We start from the raw sequence: 17,762 nt of genomic DNA, 5'->3' as shown, positions 1-17,762 counted from the left end.
ACTCAAAACTCGATCTCAATCTCCCCTTTAGCGCGACAGCAGCACGGCAAAATCTCGCCTTGCTGCACAAACGCCAACGGGGTCTCCGCATAATCCACTTCGCCTTTCAGTAAGCGCAGGCGGCAAGAACCGCAATAGCCTTCACGACACTGAAACTCCACGCAAAGATTATTAGCTTCCAGCGTGGCCAGCAGATTAGGGTGATCTTCTGCGCACTCCAGCCGGGAGCCGGAGCTACGCAGAATAACAACAGAACGACTCATAATTACAGCTGGAAACCGTCGAAATCGTCTTCGCCTACTTCAGAATCAATCTGACCGACCAAATACGAGCTCACTTCGACTTCCTGCGGTGCAACCTGCACGTTGTCCGATACCAGCCATGAATTGATCCATGGAATGGGGTTCGAACGCGTCTGGAACGGCAGGTCCAGGCCAACGGCCTGCATACGGATGTTAGTGATGTACTCGATGTACTGGCACAGAATGTCTTTATTCAGGCCGATCATTGAACCGCCGCTGAAAAGATACTCTGCCCACTCTTTTTCCTGCTCGGCTGCTTTCTTGAACAGGTCGTAACATTCGTCGCGGCACTCGGCGGCAATCGCTTTCATCTCTGGATCATCTTCACCGGTACGCAGCAGGTTCAACATATGCTGGGTGCCAGTCAGATGCAGCGCTTCGTCGCGAGCAATCAGCTTAATGATTTTGGCGTTACCTTCCATCAGCTCACGCTCGGCGAAAGCAAATGAACAGGCGAAGCTCACATAGAAGCGAATCGCTTCCAGCGCATTGACGCTCATCAGGCAGATATAGAGCTGTTTTTTCAGATCGCGCAGATTAACGGTGACGGTTTTACCGTTCACCTGATGCGTGCCTTCGCCCAGCAGATGCCAGTAGCTGGTCATCTCGATCAGGTCATCGTAGTACTTCGAGATATCTTCCGCGCGCGCCAGAATCTGTTCATTGGTGACGATATCGTCAAACACCACCGCCGGATCGTTCACGATATTACGGATGATGTGGGTGTAAGAGCGCGAGTGAATGGTCTCGGAGAACGCCCAGGTTTCAATCCAGGTTTCCAGCTCAGGGATGGAAATCAGCGGCAGCAGCGCCACGTTCGGGCTACGGCCCTGAATCGAATCCAGCAGCGTTTGATACTTCAGGTTGCTGATAAAGATGTGCTTTTCATGCTCTGGCAGCGCCTGATAATCGATACGATCGCGCGACACGTCGACTTCTTCCGGACGCCAGAAGAAGGAGAGCTGCTTCTCAATCAGCTTTTCAAAGATGTCATATTTCTGCTGATCGAAACGGGCAACGTTGACGGACTGGCCAAAGAACATCGGCTCTTTTAGCTGGTCATTTTTGTTCTGGGAGAATGTGGTGTAAGCCATTTTGAGTCCAAATGTGAAGAGGGCCGACCGTTGCCGGCCCTGACAAGATGAGATTAGATCTTACATGCGCCGCTTTCGCAGCCATCATCCTGAATGGAAGGGGCCAGATCGTCCTGTGCATCTTCCGCACCATCACGGGTGTTTTGGTAGTACAGGGTTTTCACGCCAAATTTGTAGGCGGTCAGCAGATCTTTCAGCAGCTGTTTCATCGGCACTTTGCCATTGGCAAAACGGCTCGGATCGTAGTTGGTATTCGACGAAATCGCCTGATCGATAAATTTCTGCATCACGCCAACCAGCTGCAGATAACCGTCGTTGGACGGCATTTCCCACAGCAGTTCGTACTGATCTTTCAGACGCTCATACTCTGGCACCACCTGACGCAGAATGCCGTCTTTTGATGCTTTGATGCTGATGTGTCCGCGCGGTGGTTCGATACCGTTAGTCGCGTTCGAAATCTGTGAAGAGGTTTCGGATGGCATCAGCGCAGAGAGCGTAGAGTTGCGCAGCCCGTGCGTGGTGATCGACTCACGTAGACCTTCCCAATCCAGATGCAGCGGCTCGTTGCACACCACATCGAGATCCTTTTTATAGGTATCGATTGGCAGAATGCCCTGCGAATAAGTGGTCTCTTTGAACCACGGGCAAGCACCTTGCTCTTTCGCCAGTTCGTTCGAGGCTTTCAGCAAGTAATACTGAATCGCTTCGAAGGTTTTGTGCGTCAGGTTGTTGGCGCTGCCATCAGAATAACGCACGCCGTTTTTCGCCAGGTAGTAGGCGTAGTTGATCACGCCGATGCCCAGCGTACGACGGCCCATGGCGCCGCGTTGGGCTGCCGGGATGGGGTAATCCTGATAATCCAGCAGCGCATCAAGGGCACGCACTGCGAGGGTCGCCAGCTCTTCCAGATCGTCAAGGCTGTTAATCGCGCCCAGGTTGAAGGCCGACAGCGTACACAAGGCGATTTCGCCGCTTTCGTCATTCACATCGTTGAGCGGTTTGGTCGGCAGCGCGATTTCCAGGCACAGGTTCGACTGACGAACCGGCGCGATGCTCGGATCAAACGGGCTGTGGGTGTTGCAGTGATCGACGTTCTGAATGTAGATACGGCCAGTTGAAGCACGTTCCTGCATCATCAGTGAGAACAGCTCAACCGCTTTCACGCGCTGCTTGCGGATGCTGTCGTCTTTCTCATATTTGGTGTACAGACGCTCGAACTCGTCCTGATCGGCGAAGAACGCGTCGTACAGGCCAGGCACGTCAGACGGGCTGAACAGGGTGATGTCTTCGCCTTTCAGCAAGCGGGTGTACATCAGCTTGTTGATCTGTACGCCGTAATCCATGTGACGCACGCGGTTGCCTTCAACACCACGGTTGTTTTTCAGCACCAGCAGGCTTTCCACTTCCAGATGCCACATTGGGTAGAACAGCGTAGCGGCACCGCCACGCACGCCGCCCTGCGAGCAGGACTTCACTGCGGTCTGGAAATGCTTATAGAACGGAATACAGCCGGTGTGGAACGCTTCGCCGCCGCGGATTGGGCTACCCAGCGCACGGATGCGGCCAGCGTTGATGCCTATACCGGCACGCTGTGAAACGTATTTCACAATGGCGCTGGAGGTGGCATTGATAGAGTCAAGGCTATCGCCGCACTCGATCAGCACGCAAGAGCTGAACTGACGGGTTGGGGTGCGCACGCCGGACATGATCGGCGTCGGCAACGAGATCTTGAACGTCGAGATCGCATCATAAAAGCGCTTCACGTAATCCATACGGGTTTCGCGCGGGTAGCCCGAGAACAGGCAAGCCGCCACCAGAATGTAGAGGAACTGGGCGCTTTCGTAGATTTCACCGCTGACGCGGTTCTGCACCAGATATTTCCCTTCCAGCTGCTTAACCGCGGCGTAGGAGAAATTCATGTCGCGCCAATGGTCGATGAACTCGTCCATCTGCTCGAACTCTTCGGTGCTGTAATCTTCCAGCAGATGACGGTCATATTTGCCCATCTCAACCATCTTCACCACCTGATCGTACAGCTTCGGCGGTTCAAACTGGCCGTAAGCTTTTTTACGCAGGTGGAAGATAGCCAGACGCGCGGCCAGGTACTGGTAATCTGGCGCATCACGGGAGATCAGGTCTGCGGCAGCCTTGATGATGGTCTCATGAATATCAGAGGTTCTGATGCCATCGTAGAACTGAATGTGTGAGCGCAGTTCAACCTGTGAAACTGAAACGTTGTTCAGCCCTTCGGCTGCCCAATCCAGTACACGGTGAATTTTGTCGAGATCAATGCGCTCCTGGCGGCCATCGCGTTTAGTAACGAGCAGACTTTGGTTCATGTCGCGTTTTTACCTGTCCATGCATGAATGACGTATTTATCCCCCATCTATGCACAAGGTCTATGCACAAGCCGCTCGTTGTGAGTAAGCCTGTGGATAAACACTATATATAGGGGGTGCGGGAAGTTTGAACAACAATATGGTGAGTATTCTAGTCAGCAATCTCTTCTTAACAAGAGTTGATTTTCACTAAAAAATCGTCCTTAGCGGCTGGCTAAAATCCTGGATCCGCGTGCCGCAAGGCCTGCACTTAGTGTCAACCGTTAAGCACTTTTTTTTCACTTTATGATCGGACGCGTGTTTCTTGTGCAACAACTACGGTTCAGGAATTTTCTTAGGCCAAAAAAGCCCTGACAAGGCCGCCAGCAGCGAACTTATCTAAAATTGCTTATGAATTTTTTGTGACTTGTTCAGCCTATAAAAAAGGCCGGGGCGCGTCTAAAAGGAAATTGATCTGGATAGCAGGTCGCCCTATACGACGACCTGACAATAGCTGCGAGAATTTTCGCAGGGTACGCACTGATGCGCACCCGGTTGGTTAATCCTGACGATGGGTATGAATCATATAATTCACATCAACGCCACGACCGAGTCGGAACTGGTTGGTAAGTGGGTTGTAGTGCAGGCCAATCATATTTCTCTCACGCAGTGGCGTCTCATCCACCCAGTTCAGCAATTCTGCAGGGCGGATAAACTTCTTCACGTCATGGGTGCCGCGCGGCACCATGCGCAGCACGTATTCGGCGCCAAAAACCGCCAGCAGCCAGGCTTTGGGATTACGGTTTATGGTGGAGAAGAACACTTCACCACCCGGTTTTACCAGTTGCGCGCAGGCTAATACCACGGAACGCGGATCCGGTACGTGCTCCAGCATCTCCATGCAGGTCACCACATCATATTGACCGGCGTGACTTGTGGCGTGGTCTTCCACGGTTTGCTGCACGTAATTGACGCTAACGCCGCTCTCCAGCGCGTGCAAACGCGCCACTTCCAGCGGCTCCGCACCCATATCCAGGCCGGTTACCTCAGCCCCTTCGCGCGCCATGCTTTCAGCCAGAATGCCGCCGCCGCAGCCGACATCCAGCACTTTCTTACCAAACAGGCCATGGCTGTGCTGGGCAATCCAGCCAAGCCGCAGGGGATTGATACGGTGCAACGGCTTAAATTCACCTTCTAAATCCCACCAGCGGGATGCCACGGCCTCAAACTTAGCAATCTCGGCGTGGTCCACGTTCTGGCGGCTTTCCTGCGGTTGTTCACTCATTGAATCATCACTCCAGACAAAATATTCCCTCAGTATAAACGCTTAAGCGCTGTGAGCGCATCTCTGACGGCGAAGGAAAAGCGGGATTAAGCCCTGGTTTACGTTCACCGAAGGGAAGCGATGTGATATACTTTCGCACCTTTAAATCCGGGATTATGTAGAGGGATAGCGGCTCCATGAGCGACCTTGCGAGAGAAATTACACCGGTCAATATCGAAGAAGAGTTAAAAAACTCCTACCTCGATTACGCCATGTCGGTCATTGTTGGCCGAGCCTTACCCGATGTGCGTGATGGTCTGAAGCCGGTACACCGCCGTGTGCTTTTTGCCATGAGCGAACTGGGTAACGACTGGAATAAACCCTATAAAAAATCCGCCCGTGTGGTCGGTGACGTCATCGGTAAATATCACCCGCACGGCGATTCCGCGGTATACGAAAGTATTGTACGTATGGCCCAGCCGTTCTCCCTGCGCTACATGCTGGTTGACGGTCAGGGTAACTTTGGTTCGGTCGACGGCGACTCCGCTGCAGCGATGCGTTATACCGAAGTGCGTATGGCGAAGATCTCCTCGGAGCTGCTGGCTGACCTGGAAAAGGAAACCGTCGATTTCGTGCCGAACTATGACGGCACCGAGCAGATTCCTGAAGTCCTGCCAACCAAAATTCCTAACCTGCTGGTAAACGGTTCTTCCGGTATCGCGGTAGGTATGGCGACCAACATTCCGCCTCACAACCTCACGGAAGTGATCAACGGCTGTCTGGCTTTCATCGAAGATGAAGACATCACCGTTGAAGGCTTAATGGAGCACATCACCGGGCCAGACTTCCCGACGGCGGCGTTTATCAATGGTCGTCGCGGCATCGAAGAGGCTTATCGCACCGGGCGCGGCAAGATTTACATCCGCGCACGTGGCGAAGTAGAAACCGATGCCAAGACCGGCCGTGAAACCATCATCGTTCACGAACTGCCGTATCAGGTGAATAAAGCGCGCCTGATCGAGAAGATTGCGGAGCTGGTGAAAGAGAAGCGTGTTGAAGGCATCAGCGCACTGCGTGATGAATCTGACAAAGACGGCATGCGTGTTGTCATTGAGATCAAACGCGATGCGGTCGGTGAAGTGGTTCTCAACAACCTTTACTCACTGACGCAGCTGCAGGTCTCTTTCGGTATCAACATGGTGGCGCTGCATCAGGGCCAGCCGAAGATCATGACGCTGAAGGGCATCATTGAAGCCTTCGTGCGCCATCGTCGTGAAGTCGTGACGCGCCGTACCATTTTCGAACTGCGCAAAGCGCGCGATCGTGCCCACATCCTTGAAGGCCTGGCAATTGCGCTGGCGAACATCGATCCGATTATCGAACTGATTCGTCGTGCACCAACGCCAGCGGAAGCGAAACTGGGCCTTCTGGCACAGTCGTGGGATCTCGGTAACGTTGCCGCCATGCTGGAACGTGCCGGGAACGATGCCGCGCGTCCGGAGTGGCTGGAAGCCGAGTTTGGTATCCGCGATGGTCAATATTATCTGACCGAGCAGCAAGCCCAGGCGATTCTGGATCTGCGCTTGCAGAAACTGACCGGCCTGGAGCACGAAAAACTGCTCGACGAGTACAAAGAGCTGCTGGATCAGATCGCTGAGCTGCTTTACATCCTGCAGAGCGCTGAGCGCCTGATGGAAGTGATCCGTGAAGAGCTGGAGCTGATGCGCGATCAATTCGGCGACGCACGTCGTACTGAAATCACCGCTAATAGCGCCGATATCAACATCGAAGACCTGATTAATCAGGAAGATGTGGTGGTCACGCTGTCGCATCAGGGTTATGTCAAATATCAACCGTTGACCGACTACGAAGCCCAGCGCCGCGGTGGCAAAGGCAAATCAGCCGCACGTATTAAAGAAGAAGACTTTATCGATCGTCTGCTGGTGGCCAACACCCATGACACCATTCTGTGCTTCTCAAGCCGTGGCCGTCTCTACTGGATGAAAGTCTATCAGCTGCCGGAAGCCAGCCGTGGTGCGCGCGGTCGTCCAATCGTCAACCTGTTGCCGCTGGAAGCCAACGAACGTATCACCGCCATTCTGCCGGTGCGTGAATACACGGAAGGCTTCAACATCTTCATGGCAACCGCTAGCGGTACCGTGAAGAAAACGGCGCTGCAGGAGTTCAGCCGTCCGCGTAGCGCGGGCATCATCGCTATCAACCTGCGTGAGGATGATGAGCTGATTGGTGTGGCGTTAACCAACGGTAGCGACGAAGCGATGCTGTTCTCTGCCGCCGGTAAAGTGGTGCGCTTCGCTGAAACTGCGGTACGTGCGATGGGCCGTTCGGCCTCTGGCGTACGCGGTATCAAGCTCTCCGCCAACGACAAAGTGGTGTCGCTGATTGTGCCACGTGAAGAGGGCGCGATCCTCACCGTGACGCAGAACGGTTACGGTAAACGTACCGCCAACAGCGAGTATCCAACCAAGTCGCGTGCGACGCAGGGCGTCATCTCGATTAAAGTCACCGAACGTAACGGCCCGGTTATCGGCGCGGTACAGGTGGTGGACGGCGATCAGATTATGATGATCACCGATGCCGGTACGCTGGTGCGAACCCGCGTGTCGGAAGTCAGCGTGGTTGGCCGTAACACTCAAGGCGTGATTCTGATCCGTACCGCGGAAGATGAAAACGTTGTGGGTCTGCAACGTGTTGCTGAGCCGGTGGAAGAGGAAGAACTCGACGCCATCGACGGCAGCGTAGCGGAAGGCGAAGAAGATATCGCGCCGGAAGTGGACAGCGATGACGAAGCGCCGGAAGCGGACGACGAAGAGTAATCCGTAAGGTTGTTGAAAACGGCAGGTCAGTAAATTGACCTGCCGTTTTTTTATCTGAGTTTTACGCTAACGGCGCATGCCAACTGGCTTTTTAGGGCCGATAAAGCTAGTGTATGAGAGTTTTTCAACATCCTGATAACCCCTTGCCGCCAGTGAGCCTCTTTTGAAATATCTCGTCTCCTTTCGCACCACGCTCCGTATTTCGCGCTATCTGTTTCGTGCGCTGGCGTTGCTGCTCTGGGCGCTGGGTGCGCTGCTGACCACTTTCTACATCATCAACGTGCTGCATGAGAAAGAAAACGCGGTTCGTCAGGAGTTTGCCACCAATTACGGGCAGATGGAGTGGTATATACGCCACTCGGCGGATGTGATGCGCGAACTGAAATATATCACCGAAAATCGCCTGAGCAGCAGCGCTAACGGTCTGGATGTGATCAACGGTTTACCGCCAGGCAAAGGGACGCTGCCGCAGTTCACGCCGCTATTTTCCGATGGCGACTGCACCTCAATGAGCAACACCTGGCGCAATTCGCTGGATTCGCTCAGCTACTACATCAATTACTGGAAAAGCAATTTCGCCTCGGCGTATGAATTGAACCGCGTGTTCTTCATCGGTGGCGAAAATCAGTGTCTGGCAGATTTCACCATCGGCAGCAACAATACGGTCGATCGCGAACGCAGTCTGAAAGCGCTGCGCGAGCGCGTGCTGCACTATCGCAACGGCAATGAAGAAGAGCGCCGCCAACCAATGTACTGGATTACCAGCAGTGCGCAGCCGGGCGTAGGCAACTTCTATATGGTGATGCCGGTGTATGTGGCCAACAAGCTGCAGGCGCTGTTGGGCGTAGAGCAGAATATCCGTCTGGATGAGTTTATTCAGCCGGGCGGTTTACCGCTGGTGGCGACCATCACCGATGAAAACTATCGTCCACTGATCAGCTCGCGTCGCGGCGGGCCGGGTTATTCGCTGGACGATCTGCCGGATAACAACACCTGGTTTGGCTATCTCGACAGCTATCGCCAGCTGGTGCTGAAAAAACCGTTGCCGCCGTCGAATCTCAATGTGGTGTGGTCACTGTCGACCAACGTATTGATGGATCAGCTTAAGCTGATGCTGATTAACGCGCTGCTGCTTAACATCTTCACGGCAGTGATTTTATTCACCCTGGCGTGGATATTTGAGCGCCGTATGTTCCTGCCGGCAGAAGAGAATGCGCATCGGCTGGAAGAGCATGAACAGTTTAACCGCAAGATAGTCGCTTCTGCGCCGGTAGGAATTTGCATTCTGCGCACCAGTGACGGCACCAACATTTTGAGTAATGAGCTGGCGCACAACTATCTGACGCTGCTAACGCAGGAAGATCGCCAGCGGCTGAATGAAATTATCGGCGGTCAGCAGGTCAACTTTGTTGATGTGCTGACCGGCAGCAACACCAACCTGCAAATTAGCTTCGTGCATTCACGCTACCGTAATGAAAACGTAGCGATTTGCGTGCTGGTGGATGTCTCGGCCCGCGTACGCATGGAGCAATCGCTACAGGAGATGGCGCACTCTGCCGAGCAGGCAAGCCAGTCGAAATCGATGTTCCTTGCCACCGTCAGCCACGAGTTGCGTACCCCACTGTACGGCATCATCGGTAACCTCGATCTGCTGCAGACCAAAGTGTTGCCGAAAGGAGTGGATTCGCTGGTGACAGCGATGAATAACTCGTCAAGCCTGCTGTTAAAAATCATCAGCGACATTCTCGACTTCTCAAAAATCGAATCTGAACAGCTGAAAATCGAACCGCATCCGTTCTCTCCACGCGAGGTGGTCAATCACATCGCCAGCAACTATCTCTCATTGGTGGTACGCAAGCGGCTGACGCTGTATGTGTTTATCGAGAACGATGTGCCGCTGACGATGGATGGCGATGCCATGCGTCTGCAGCAGGTGATTTCTAACCTGCTAAACAATGCCATCAAGTTCACGCACACCGGCTGCATCATTCTGCATGCATACGTGAAAGAGGGCTATCTGGCGTTCCGCGTGCGTGACACTGGCGTAGGCATCCCGGCCAAAGAGGTGACGCGTCTGTTCGATCCGTTCTTCCAGGTGGGATCGGGCGTGCAGCGTAATTTCCAGGGAACCGGGCTGGGCCTGGCGATCTGTGAAAAACTCATCAACATGATGGATGGTGATATCGAAGTTGATTCGGAACCGGGCATGGGCAGCCAGTTTGTGGTGCGGATTCCCATCTATTCCGGTCAACTCGCGGCGCCACCGCTGCTGGATGGCTTGCAGGAAAAAGCTATCTGGCTGGATATGCGTAATGAGTATCTCGCCAGCTTCCTGCTGCGCTTGCTGCAGCAGCAGGGTATTCAGGTGGCTTATTACCACGGCCAGGCGGCAAGCGATGATGTGATCATCAGCGATCACGATGAGCTTCCCGCACCAAGCGGGCGCGCGCGTATTCGCATCTGCGGTGAGCACATCGATATGCCGCATGAAACGGAACCCGGTCGCTGGATTCAAAGCAGCGCGATGTTACACGATTTGCCACAGCTACTGGGCCGCATCTATCGCATCAACATCAATAGCGAAACCGCCGCGCCGCTGCAGCTGGTGGCAGCAAAAGAGGCGGCAACCTTTGAAGATATTATCGTGCTGATCGTGGATGACCATCCTATCAACCGTATGCTGCTGTCAGAGCAGCTGGGTACCGTCGGTTATCAGACTAAAACGGCGCAGGATGGGGTGGATGCACTGAATGTGCTGAGCCGCAACCACATCGATATTGTGCTGAGCGACGTCAATATGCCGAATATGGATGGTTATCGCCTGACACAACGTCTGCGTCAGTTAGGACATACGTTCCCGGTGATTGGCGTAACGGCGAATGCACTGGCGGAAGAGAAGCAGCGCTGTATGGAAGCAGGAATGGATAACTGCTTGTCAAAACCCGTGACGCTAGATGTACTGATAAGCACGCTGGCGGTATACGCGGAACGCGTCAGGAAAGGCAGGGAAGGGTAAAGCGAAAAACAGGCGGAGCCGAAGCGCCGCCTGTTGAGGATTACTCTTTGTCGACCTGAGTAGCGCTAACAGAAGAGAGATAGTTCAGCAGCGCAATATCGTTTTCCACGCCCAGTTTCATCATCGCTGATTTCTTCTGGCTACTGATGGTTTTGATACTGCGGTTCAGCTTCTTGGCAATCTCAGTTACCAGGAAACCTTCGGCGAACAGACGCAGCACTTCACTCTCTTTCGGCGACAAACGCTTGTCACCGTAACCACCGGCGCTGATGCGCTCCAGCAGTTTTGCCACGCTTTCCGGCGTATATTTTTTACCTTTCTGTAAAGCAGCCAGTGCTTTAGGCAGATCGGTTGGTGCGCCTTGTTTCAGGACAATCCCTTCAATATCCAGATCCAACACCGCGCTCAGGATCGCTGGGTTATTGTTCATGGTAAGAACGATAATCGAGAGATCCGGATAGTGACGTTTGATGTATTTGATCAGGGTGATACCGTCACCGTATTTCTCGCCTGGCATCGAGAGGTCGGTAATCAGGACGTTGGCGTCCAGTTTGGGCAAGCTGTTTACTAATGCTGTTGAGTCTTCAAACTCACCTACAACGTTAACCCATTCGATCTGTTCCAGCGACTTACGGATACCGAACAAAACGATCGGATGGTCATCGGCAATAATTACGTTCAAGTTATTCATCTTATTGGTTACCTTGCTGCAGCAGTTGGCTGACGTAAGCGTCAATTTCACTGGTGGTATTTTTAATGGTTAAATCGTCACATACTTTTATGTGTTGTTCTAACGCTTCACAAAGCTGTTTACCTGACACCAGATTGAGCATGGCAAACACGCCTTTCAGGCGATGTGCTGTCTGAGCAAGCGAGGGATAATCCTTTTCCGCCGCTTCAGTATACAGTCTCTTCACATCTGGCGGTACTGTCTCGGTAAACAGCTGGAAATAGCCTCCGCTCATCAGCGGCGTGGCTGCTTCATCTTCGCTACTCTCCTCCATCAAGTCATGAGAAAGTTGCTTTTCAATCAGGGCCAGTAGCGCATCAAGCAGCGCATTACTGAGATTGAAGTTGACCCGGAATTGCCGATCGTTCAACGCGTGATGGCCCATCTCGTCACCGGCCAGTAACAGCGCCCAGCCGTTCAGGCGCGCGGGATCGTCGGTCACCAGCACATCATGATCCTGACCGGTCAAACGTTCGTCCGAAGTCAGGCATTTGGCGCCCCAGTTTTCCAGGTGGCGACACACAATTTTGTGTACGTCTTCAACGGCGATATCCACCAGCGCGGTGACGCCTTCCAGCAGCTTCTCTTCCTGCTCACCTTGCTGTTCTTCTAATGCCAGCGGCAGTTGAATATTGTAGCGCGTACCGATATCGGGTTTGGCGATGATCTCGAGCAGCCCGCCCATCTGTTTACACAGCTGCTTACACAGGAAAAATGCCATGCCAGATGCCTGACCGAAGCGGTCCTGCGTGGTTTCGCCCAGATAGGGGAAATCGACATTCGCCAGCTCGTCGACGCTCAAGCCGGCGCCGGTATCCACCAGTTGCAGCAGCACCTGATTCGGCTTCTCTTCGCTGGACCTAATCTCCAGCGTAATTTTGCCCCAGCGGGTGGTGGTGAGCGAGTAATGCATCAGCGTGGTCAGCACTTTACGCAGCGCACGACGATCGCCAAAGCGCATTTCGTCGTTGGCTAAATGGTTGTTCATCACCAGCGCCAGGCCTTTGCGGCGCAACAGCGGCAGGCTTTCCAGCGCGATCTCATCCAGCATATCCTGCAGATTGAACACGCTGGCATCCGGCGACCAATCATGCGCTTCAAGGCGATTGAGCAGCACGATGTCATCGACCAGGCGCGCCAGGCCCTGGCTTTCGTCGAGCAGATCAAGCACGCTCTCGTCATCATCACGCTGGCTAAGTTGCACCAGCTGCGTGACCATACTTTGCAGCGGACGATTCAGTGCGTGTCCAAGGTTATGCATCAGCTGCTGGCGCATCTGGTGGTTGCGATCTAACACCTGCTGCGCCTTCTGCAGCTTCTTATTGACCAGCAATTCGCGGTCCTGATCGCGCATCATAAACAGCTGCGTATGCGGCGATAACACGCTGCGCGCGTGGCGGATCTCATACACTTCATTATTGATGGTCGCCTGCAGCACGCCCTGATGCTGATCGGACATATTGATGATTTTCTGCAGATTGAGGTGCGGCAACAGATGCTCCGCGATCTTATTGCTGAGCAGTGTGCGGTTGGTGGCGAAGTCATACACCAGCAGGCCAACCGGCAAACTGGCAACAATCTCTTCGTTCAGCATGCGCAGGGAATCGAGCTCGGCGCTTTGATTCTCATTCGGGCGCAGCGATTGCTGACGCAGCAGCGTAATGCCGGCAATCGACAGTAAAAACAGCACAAGGTTGATCAGCAGCGGCCACATCAGGTTATGCAGCGTATCCAGCGCCAAGCTGGTGAGCGGCACGCGATACACCAGCTGTAATGAGGTGCTCGGCAGCGAAGCGGCGATCTCCAGATTGGGATTAACCAGCGCTACGTGCGTGGTTTCACTGCTGGTATCGTCGCTATTGGTGGTGGTTGAGGTTTGCGTGGCGTCCTGCCGCAACTGGAAGTTCTCCAGCGGCATATTACGCGGAATCAAATCGTTAACCGGCAGATCGAACGCCACCACCGTGGCTAAATGGCCCGGCTGATTAAAGGTGGTGCGCAGCGTAAAGTAGTGATCGTTTTGCCAGGCAAAATGGCGCAGCGGCGAGAAGCTTTCACGTTCATCCAGCGCATTGGCCTGCTGCAACATCTCCGCGCGGCGGCTATCAACCATGGTATTGATCGCGCTCTCTTTATAGCGCGTTGCCATATCTTTCAGCGGCAACGTTGAGATCATGATCAAGCTATTGTCCTGACCATTAAGGAAGTACATCGACCAGGTCGGATTTTCTGCGCCCCACAGCGTATCCAGATAGTTGGACATGCGCATGGTCATATCCAGCGTGCTGCCGTCGTGCGAACCGAAGATCAGCGCTTCCGTTTTGCGTCGGGTTTTTTCCAGATAGTAGACATCCGGGCGCAGGCGGGTTTCCTGAAGATTGCTGTTCGGCGACGATCCGGCGGCGCTGGTGGCGAGGTTTTCATAGATCTGCCAGGTAGCAAAGCGCGACGCATCGATGCGTTTCTGCATGGCGCGCGCCAAATCAGTCATCGCATAGCGCTTCTCAGTAATCCAGGCATTGACGCTGTTATGCACCATCGCGCCGAGCGCCAGAAAAAGCACCAGATTAAACACCACGAAAAAGCGCGTTACATTGCCGGATGTCAGAGGAAATTTATAAGGCAGCATAGTGTCTCAGGACCATGGAATTAGCGCGCAACCCGTCGGGCACTGGCCGCGACGGCCAGCAGCAGCAGAGCGATAAGTAAAAATGCGCCACTCAGGCTGATCCACTGGGAAATTAATCCGATTAAAGCCGGACCTGAAAGAATACCCGCATAGCCTAACGTTGTCATGGCCGAAATCGCCAGATTCGACGGCATATCGTGTTGATTCCCGGCAGCATTGAACAACATCGGCACCGTATTGGCGAGGCCAAAGCCCACCAGCAGGAAAGCCAGCAGCGCGATTTGTGGCCACGGCAGCAACACCGCCAGCGTCATCCCCGCAGCCGCAGCCAATGCACCGGTCAACATCACCGGATAGCGGCCAAAGCGCTGAATCACTTTATCGCCGGTTAAGCGACCAATGGTCATCGCCACCGAGAACACCGCATAACCCAAACCGGCGTGCGCAGGGCTCATCTCCGGGCTTTGCAGCAGCAGCAGCGCGCCCCAATCCAGCACCGCGCCTTCGGCAAGAAACAGAATAAAGCACAGCAAGCCGAGGAAGGCGACCCAGCCGCGCGGGATCACCAGCCACGGTTGATCGGGCTGATGCAGGCGCTCGGTCATCAACGTCGGCAGGCTCCACAGCAGCAGCAACACAATCAGCGCCATCACCACGCCAATCGCCTGCAATGGCGTCAGCCCCGCGCCAAGCAGCAGGCTGACGGAGCCCGCGCCAATAATGCCGCCCAGGCTGAAGAAACCGTGGAAACCCGACATCATCGGTTTATCTGCCGCTTTTTCCACTTCAACAGCCTGCACGTTCATGGCGACGTCCAGCATACCGAGCCCGGCGCCAAACACCATCAGCGTTGCGGCCATCTGCCACATCACATTAAGCGTGGCCAGCAGCGGCAGAACTGCCAACACCACGAGCGTGGAGCACAGCATCACCCGACGACCACCAAAACGCGCGATTAAACCACCAGTAACTGGCATCGCCGCCAAAGAGCCAATGCCAAGGCACAGCAGCAATCCTCCGAGCGATGCACCGCTCAGCGCCAGACGCTGGCTGGCAAACGGCACCAACGGTGCCCAGGCGGACATAGCCAGTCCGGCGATAAGGAAAACGATACGTGTTCCTGCATTGACACGGTGGTGCAATTTATTCTGTTGCGCGGCGTCCAGTGCTGTCATAAAGAGTGTTTTTCATTAGCGGATGAAGCGACGAAGTTTAGCATTAAAGCCGGCGTCAAACCTGGCATCCCACACGAATGGTGCGTGAGGTTTAGCGCCTTAAACAGGCATATTACCGATTTTTTACCTGACGCTACGCTTTTCCAGAACTTTCCTGGCATGTACCAACCAAAACTAGAGTGACTTAAGTAAAATTTTTTCTGACGATTGATGCAGTATACTGATGGAAGTTTCCGCGCCACACGCGGCTTACACGTCATTATCCTGGCGCTGTCGCAAAGCGCCTATTTCCGGATTTTCGCCAATAGGCAGCGACCACCTAAAACCGATATGTTAGTCATCCCATCGGCTCCCGATGCGGAATATAGCGAGATCGATATTATTTCTCCTCTTTGGGAGAATTTTGCTGTGGTTTACTTTCATCCTTGTTACCTGCTGGTAACCCGTTTTCATCAGGCGAAGCGGGCCGTTTATTAACGGCCTGTATGGCGCACCGGTTCGCTTAAAGCATTAATAAGCATAATGACTGCTGCAACGCATTTCCTGTAACGAGGTTATCAATGTCTTCACATCAATCTGAACAACAATTAGCGGCAATTTTGCAATCCGCGGTCAGCCTTTATCCGGTGACGGACGATGCCGCCAGTCTGCAAACCCGCAGTGTCGACACCACACCGCCCGCGCCTCTGCGCCCGTATGAGCCGATTGCGCAAGATGGCGTGATTGCCGCCTGGGAAGCGGGTAAAAATATTCATCTGCGCGGCCGCGCGGAGTCCGAGCCGGGCGCCACGGTCACCCTGACGTTCAACGGTGAAAGCTGGCACAGCACGGTAAATAAGTGGGGTTACTGGAATGCCTCCATGCCGCCTTCAGTGCTGCACGGATTGGCCGACGGGGCTTACTCACTTACGCTCACCATCACCGACAAAGCCGGTAACAGCACCGATACTCAGGTTGGCTTTGGTGTGTACGTGGATAAAACCGTAAAACCGACGCTTAGCGTGGATACCATCAGCGGTGACAATGCCGTCAGCGTTGCCGAAGGGATTTATGGCGTAGAGGTACATGGCAACGTCACACATATGCCGGTGAATAGCGCCATTACGCTCACCTTAGCCGGGAAAAAATACCTTGGTGGCGTTAATGAGAAGGGCGAATGGACCGCCACTATTCATGAGCAGGATCTGCAGGCACTCAAGGATGGTGTGTACAGCCTCAAAATCAGCGCTACCGATCCCAACGGCAAAACCACCTCCACGTACCAGGACATCACGCTAATTACCCACGTTAGCAGCTTGCCGCATATCAGCTTCGACAAGGTCACGGCAGATAACGTCATCAATAAAGAGGAAAGCCTTAACGATCTCACCTTTAGCGGCGCGCTCTCGGTGGTGGTGCCGGGCCAGCAGTTGTTACTGTGCAGCGGTGATGCGGTTTATCACGCGCAGATTGGCAGCGATGGTCACTGGCAGGTGACCATTCCGGCCAGTGAAGTGGCGAGCTTTATCTCTCTGGGTGAAGTCCGCGTTTATGCACTGGACGGTGCCGGTAACAGCACCGATGCGCTGCTGGAGCTGAATGTGGTCACCCAGCTGCCAGCCATCTACTACGAAATTAATATCGGCGGCGATACCACGCTCAACCAGCAGGAAGCTCAGCACGATCTTAGCTTCTATCTGGAAGGGGTAAATCAGCTTACGCTCAATGGTAAAAATTACACGCCGGTCGCAGGCATGGTGACCATCAGCGCCGAGGATCTTCAGGCCTTGCCGGATGGTGAAGTATCGCCGATCGCCACGCGCTGGGATCAGTACGGCAATCATGACACCCAGGTCATTGAGAATCTGTTCAACGTTGCTACCCATCAATTGCCAACCATCACGCTAAACCAACCGTTTGGCGATGGCGTGCTGGATGCGGCCGAGGTGAATAACTGGCATCTGATTCAGGGCAGCAGCAGCCACCTTGAGCAGGGCAGTTTGGTCACGTTAACGCTCGGCGATCAAAGTTATAGCGCTACGGTTAAAGCCGATGGCAACTGGGCGCTGACCATTCTGGCCGGCCAACTTGCCCCGCTGGATGATGGCAGCTATCAGATGAAAGTCAGCGCGCAAGATAAAGCGGGCAATATCGCGACGGCGACGCGACCGGTGACCGTCGATAGCCACGAAGCGGTGGCGCAGGTTAGCAGCGAGCAGCTGGACACGCTGCTGGTGAATGTTACTGATAGCAACGTCAGCCAACACGATCAGCACAGCGATGCCACCGCCAGCCGCGTGGTGGAAAGCCACTACAGCGCCAGCGACAGCAGTTACACCCTCGCCGATCATGTGCAACAGCAACATCAGGTGCAGACATTGGTGTAATCCGCATACCAACCGCTAGCGCCTGCTAGCG

The 17,762-nt window shown here is 54.1% G+C and carries 11 protein-coding genes; 4 read left to right on the top strand and 7 right to left on the bottom strand.

Annotated features, from left to right (window positions below):
- Window positions 1-2: 2 nt before the first annotated feature.
- The 4 genes from yfaE to ubiG all read right to left on the bottom strand — a co-directional run bounded on the left by yfaE (window position 3) and on the right by ubiG (window position 4,999).
- Window positions 3-263: a class I ribonucleotide reductase maintenance protein YfaE gene (gene yfaE / locus AC790_RS19495; protein ID WP_007889353.1), complete on the bottom strand. Its 261-nt coding sequence runs from the start codon at window positions 261-263 to the stop codon at window positions 3-5.
- 2 nt (window positions 264-265) lie between these two features.
- Window positions 266-1,396, bottom strand: coding sequence for a class Ia ribonucleoside-diphosphate reductase subunit beta (gene nrdB / locus AC790_RS19490; RefSeq protein ID WP_007889356.1), 1,131 nt, complete (start codon window positions 1,394-1,396; stop codon window positions 266-268).
- A 53-nt stretch (window positions 1,397-1,449) separates the two neighbouring features.
- Entirely contained in the window at window positions 1,450-3,735 is a 2,286-nt protein-coding gene (gene nrdA, locus AC790_RS19485; RefSeq protein WP_007889359.1) for a class 1a ribonucleoside-diphosphate reductase subunit alpha, read from the bottom strand.
- 538 nt (window positions 3,736-4,273) lie between these two features.
- Window positions 4,274-4,999: a bifunctional 2-polyprenyl-6-hydroxyphenol methylase/3-demethylubiquinol 3-O-methyltransferase UbiG gene (gene ubiG, locus AC790_RS19480; RefSeq protein ID WP_049852882.1), complete on the bottom strand. Its 726-nt coding sequence runs from the start codon at window positions 4,997-4,999 to the stop codon at window positions 4,274-4,276.
- 176 nt (window positions 5,000-5,175) lie between these two features.
- Between ubiG and gyrA the strand changes: the two genes are divergently transcribed.
- Entirely contained in the window at window positions 5,176-7,815 is a 2,640-nt protein-coding gene (gene gyrA, locus AC790_RS19475; RefSeq protein WP_049852881.1) for a DNA topoisomerase (ATP-hydrolyzing) subunit A, read from the top strand.
- A gap of 163 nt (window positions 7,816-7,978) precedes the next feature.
- Window positions 7,979-10,831, top strand: coding sequence for a two-component system sensor histidine kinase RcsC (gene rcsC / locus AC790_RS19470; protein WP_007889368.1), 2,853 nt, complete (start codon window positions 7,979-7,981; stop codon window positions 10,829-10,831).
- A 40-nt stretch (window positions 10,832-10,871) separates the two neighbouring features.
- Here the strand turns inward: rcsC and rcsB are convergent, their stop codons facing one another.
- The 3 genes from rcsB to AC790_RS19455 are packed head-to-tail and all read right to left on the bottom strand — an operon-like array spanning window position 10,872 to window position 15,365.
- The gene (gene rcsB / locus AC790_RS19465) at window positions 10,872-11,522 is read right to left on the bottom strand and encodes a response regulator transcription factor RcsB (protein ID WP_007889370.1); all 651 of its coding nucleotides are present in this window, start codon (window positions 11,520-11,522) and stop codon (window positions 10,872-10,874) included.
- A 1-nt stretch (window position 11,523) separates the two neighbouring features.
- Window positions 11,524-14,187, bottom strand: a complete 2,664-nt coding sequence (gene rcsD, locus AC790_RS19460; protein WP_049853029.1) for a phosphotransferase RcsD — start codon at window positions 14,185-14,187, stop codon at window positions 11,524-11,526.
- Window positions 14,188-14,210: 23 nt separating this feature from the next.
- Window positions 14,211-15,365, bottom strand: coding sequence for an MFS transporter (locus tag AC790_RS19455; RefSeq protein WP_049852880.1), 1,155 nt, complete (start codon window positions 15,363-15,365; stop codon window positions 14,211-14,213).
- Window positions 15,366-15,575: 210 nt separating this feature from the next.
- On the opposite strand from AC790_RS19455, the gene AC790_RS24815 reads away from it, so the two are divergent.
- Complete coding sequence (locus AC790_RS24815; RefSeq protein WP_152929148.1) at window positions 15,576-15,842, top strand: hypothetical protein; 267 nt, start codon at window positions 15,576-15,578, stop codon at window positions 15,840-15,842.
- A gap of 83 nt (window positions 15,843-15,925) precedes the next feature.
- Complete coding sequence (locus AC790_RS19450) at window positions 15,926-17,731, top strand: Ig-like domain-containing protein (protein WP_049852879.1); 1,806 nt, start codon at window positions 15,926-15,928, stop codon at window positions 17,729-17,731.
- Window positions 17,732-17,762: the final 31 nt, after the last annotated feature.

The organism is Pantoea sp. RIT-PI-b (assembly GCF_001187905.1).
GTDB lineage: Bacteria > Pseudomonadota > Gammaproteobacteria > Enterobacterales > Enterobacteriaceae > Pantoea > Pantoea nemavictus.
This window is presented reverse-complemented; position numbering and strand designations above follow the sequence as displayed.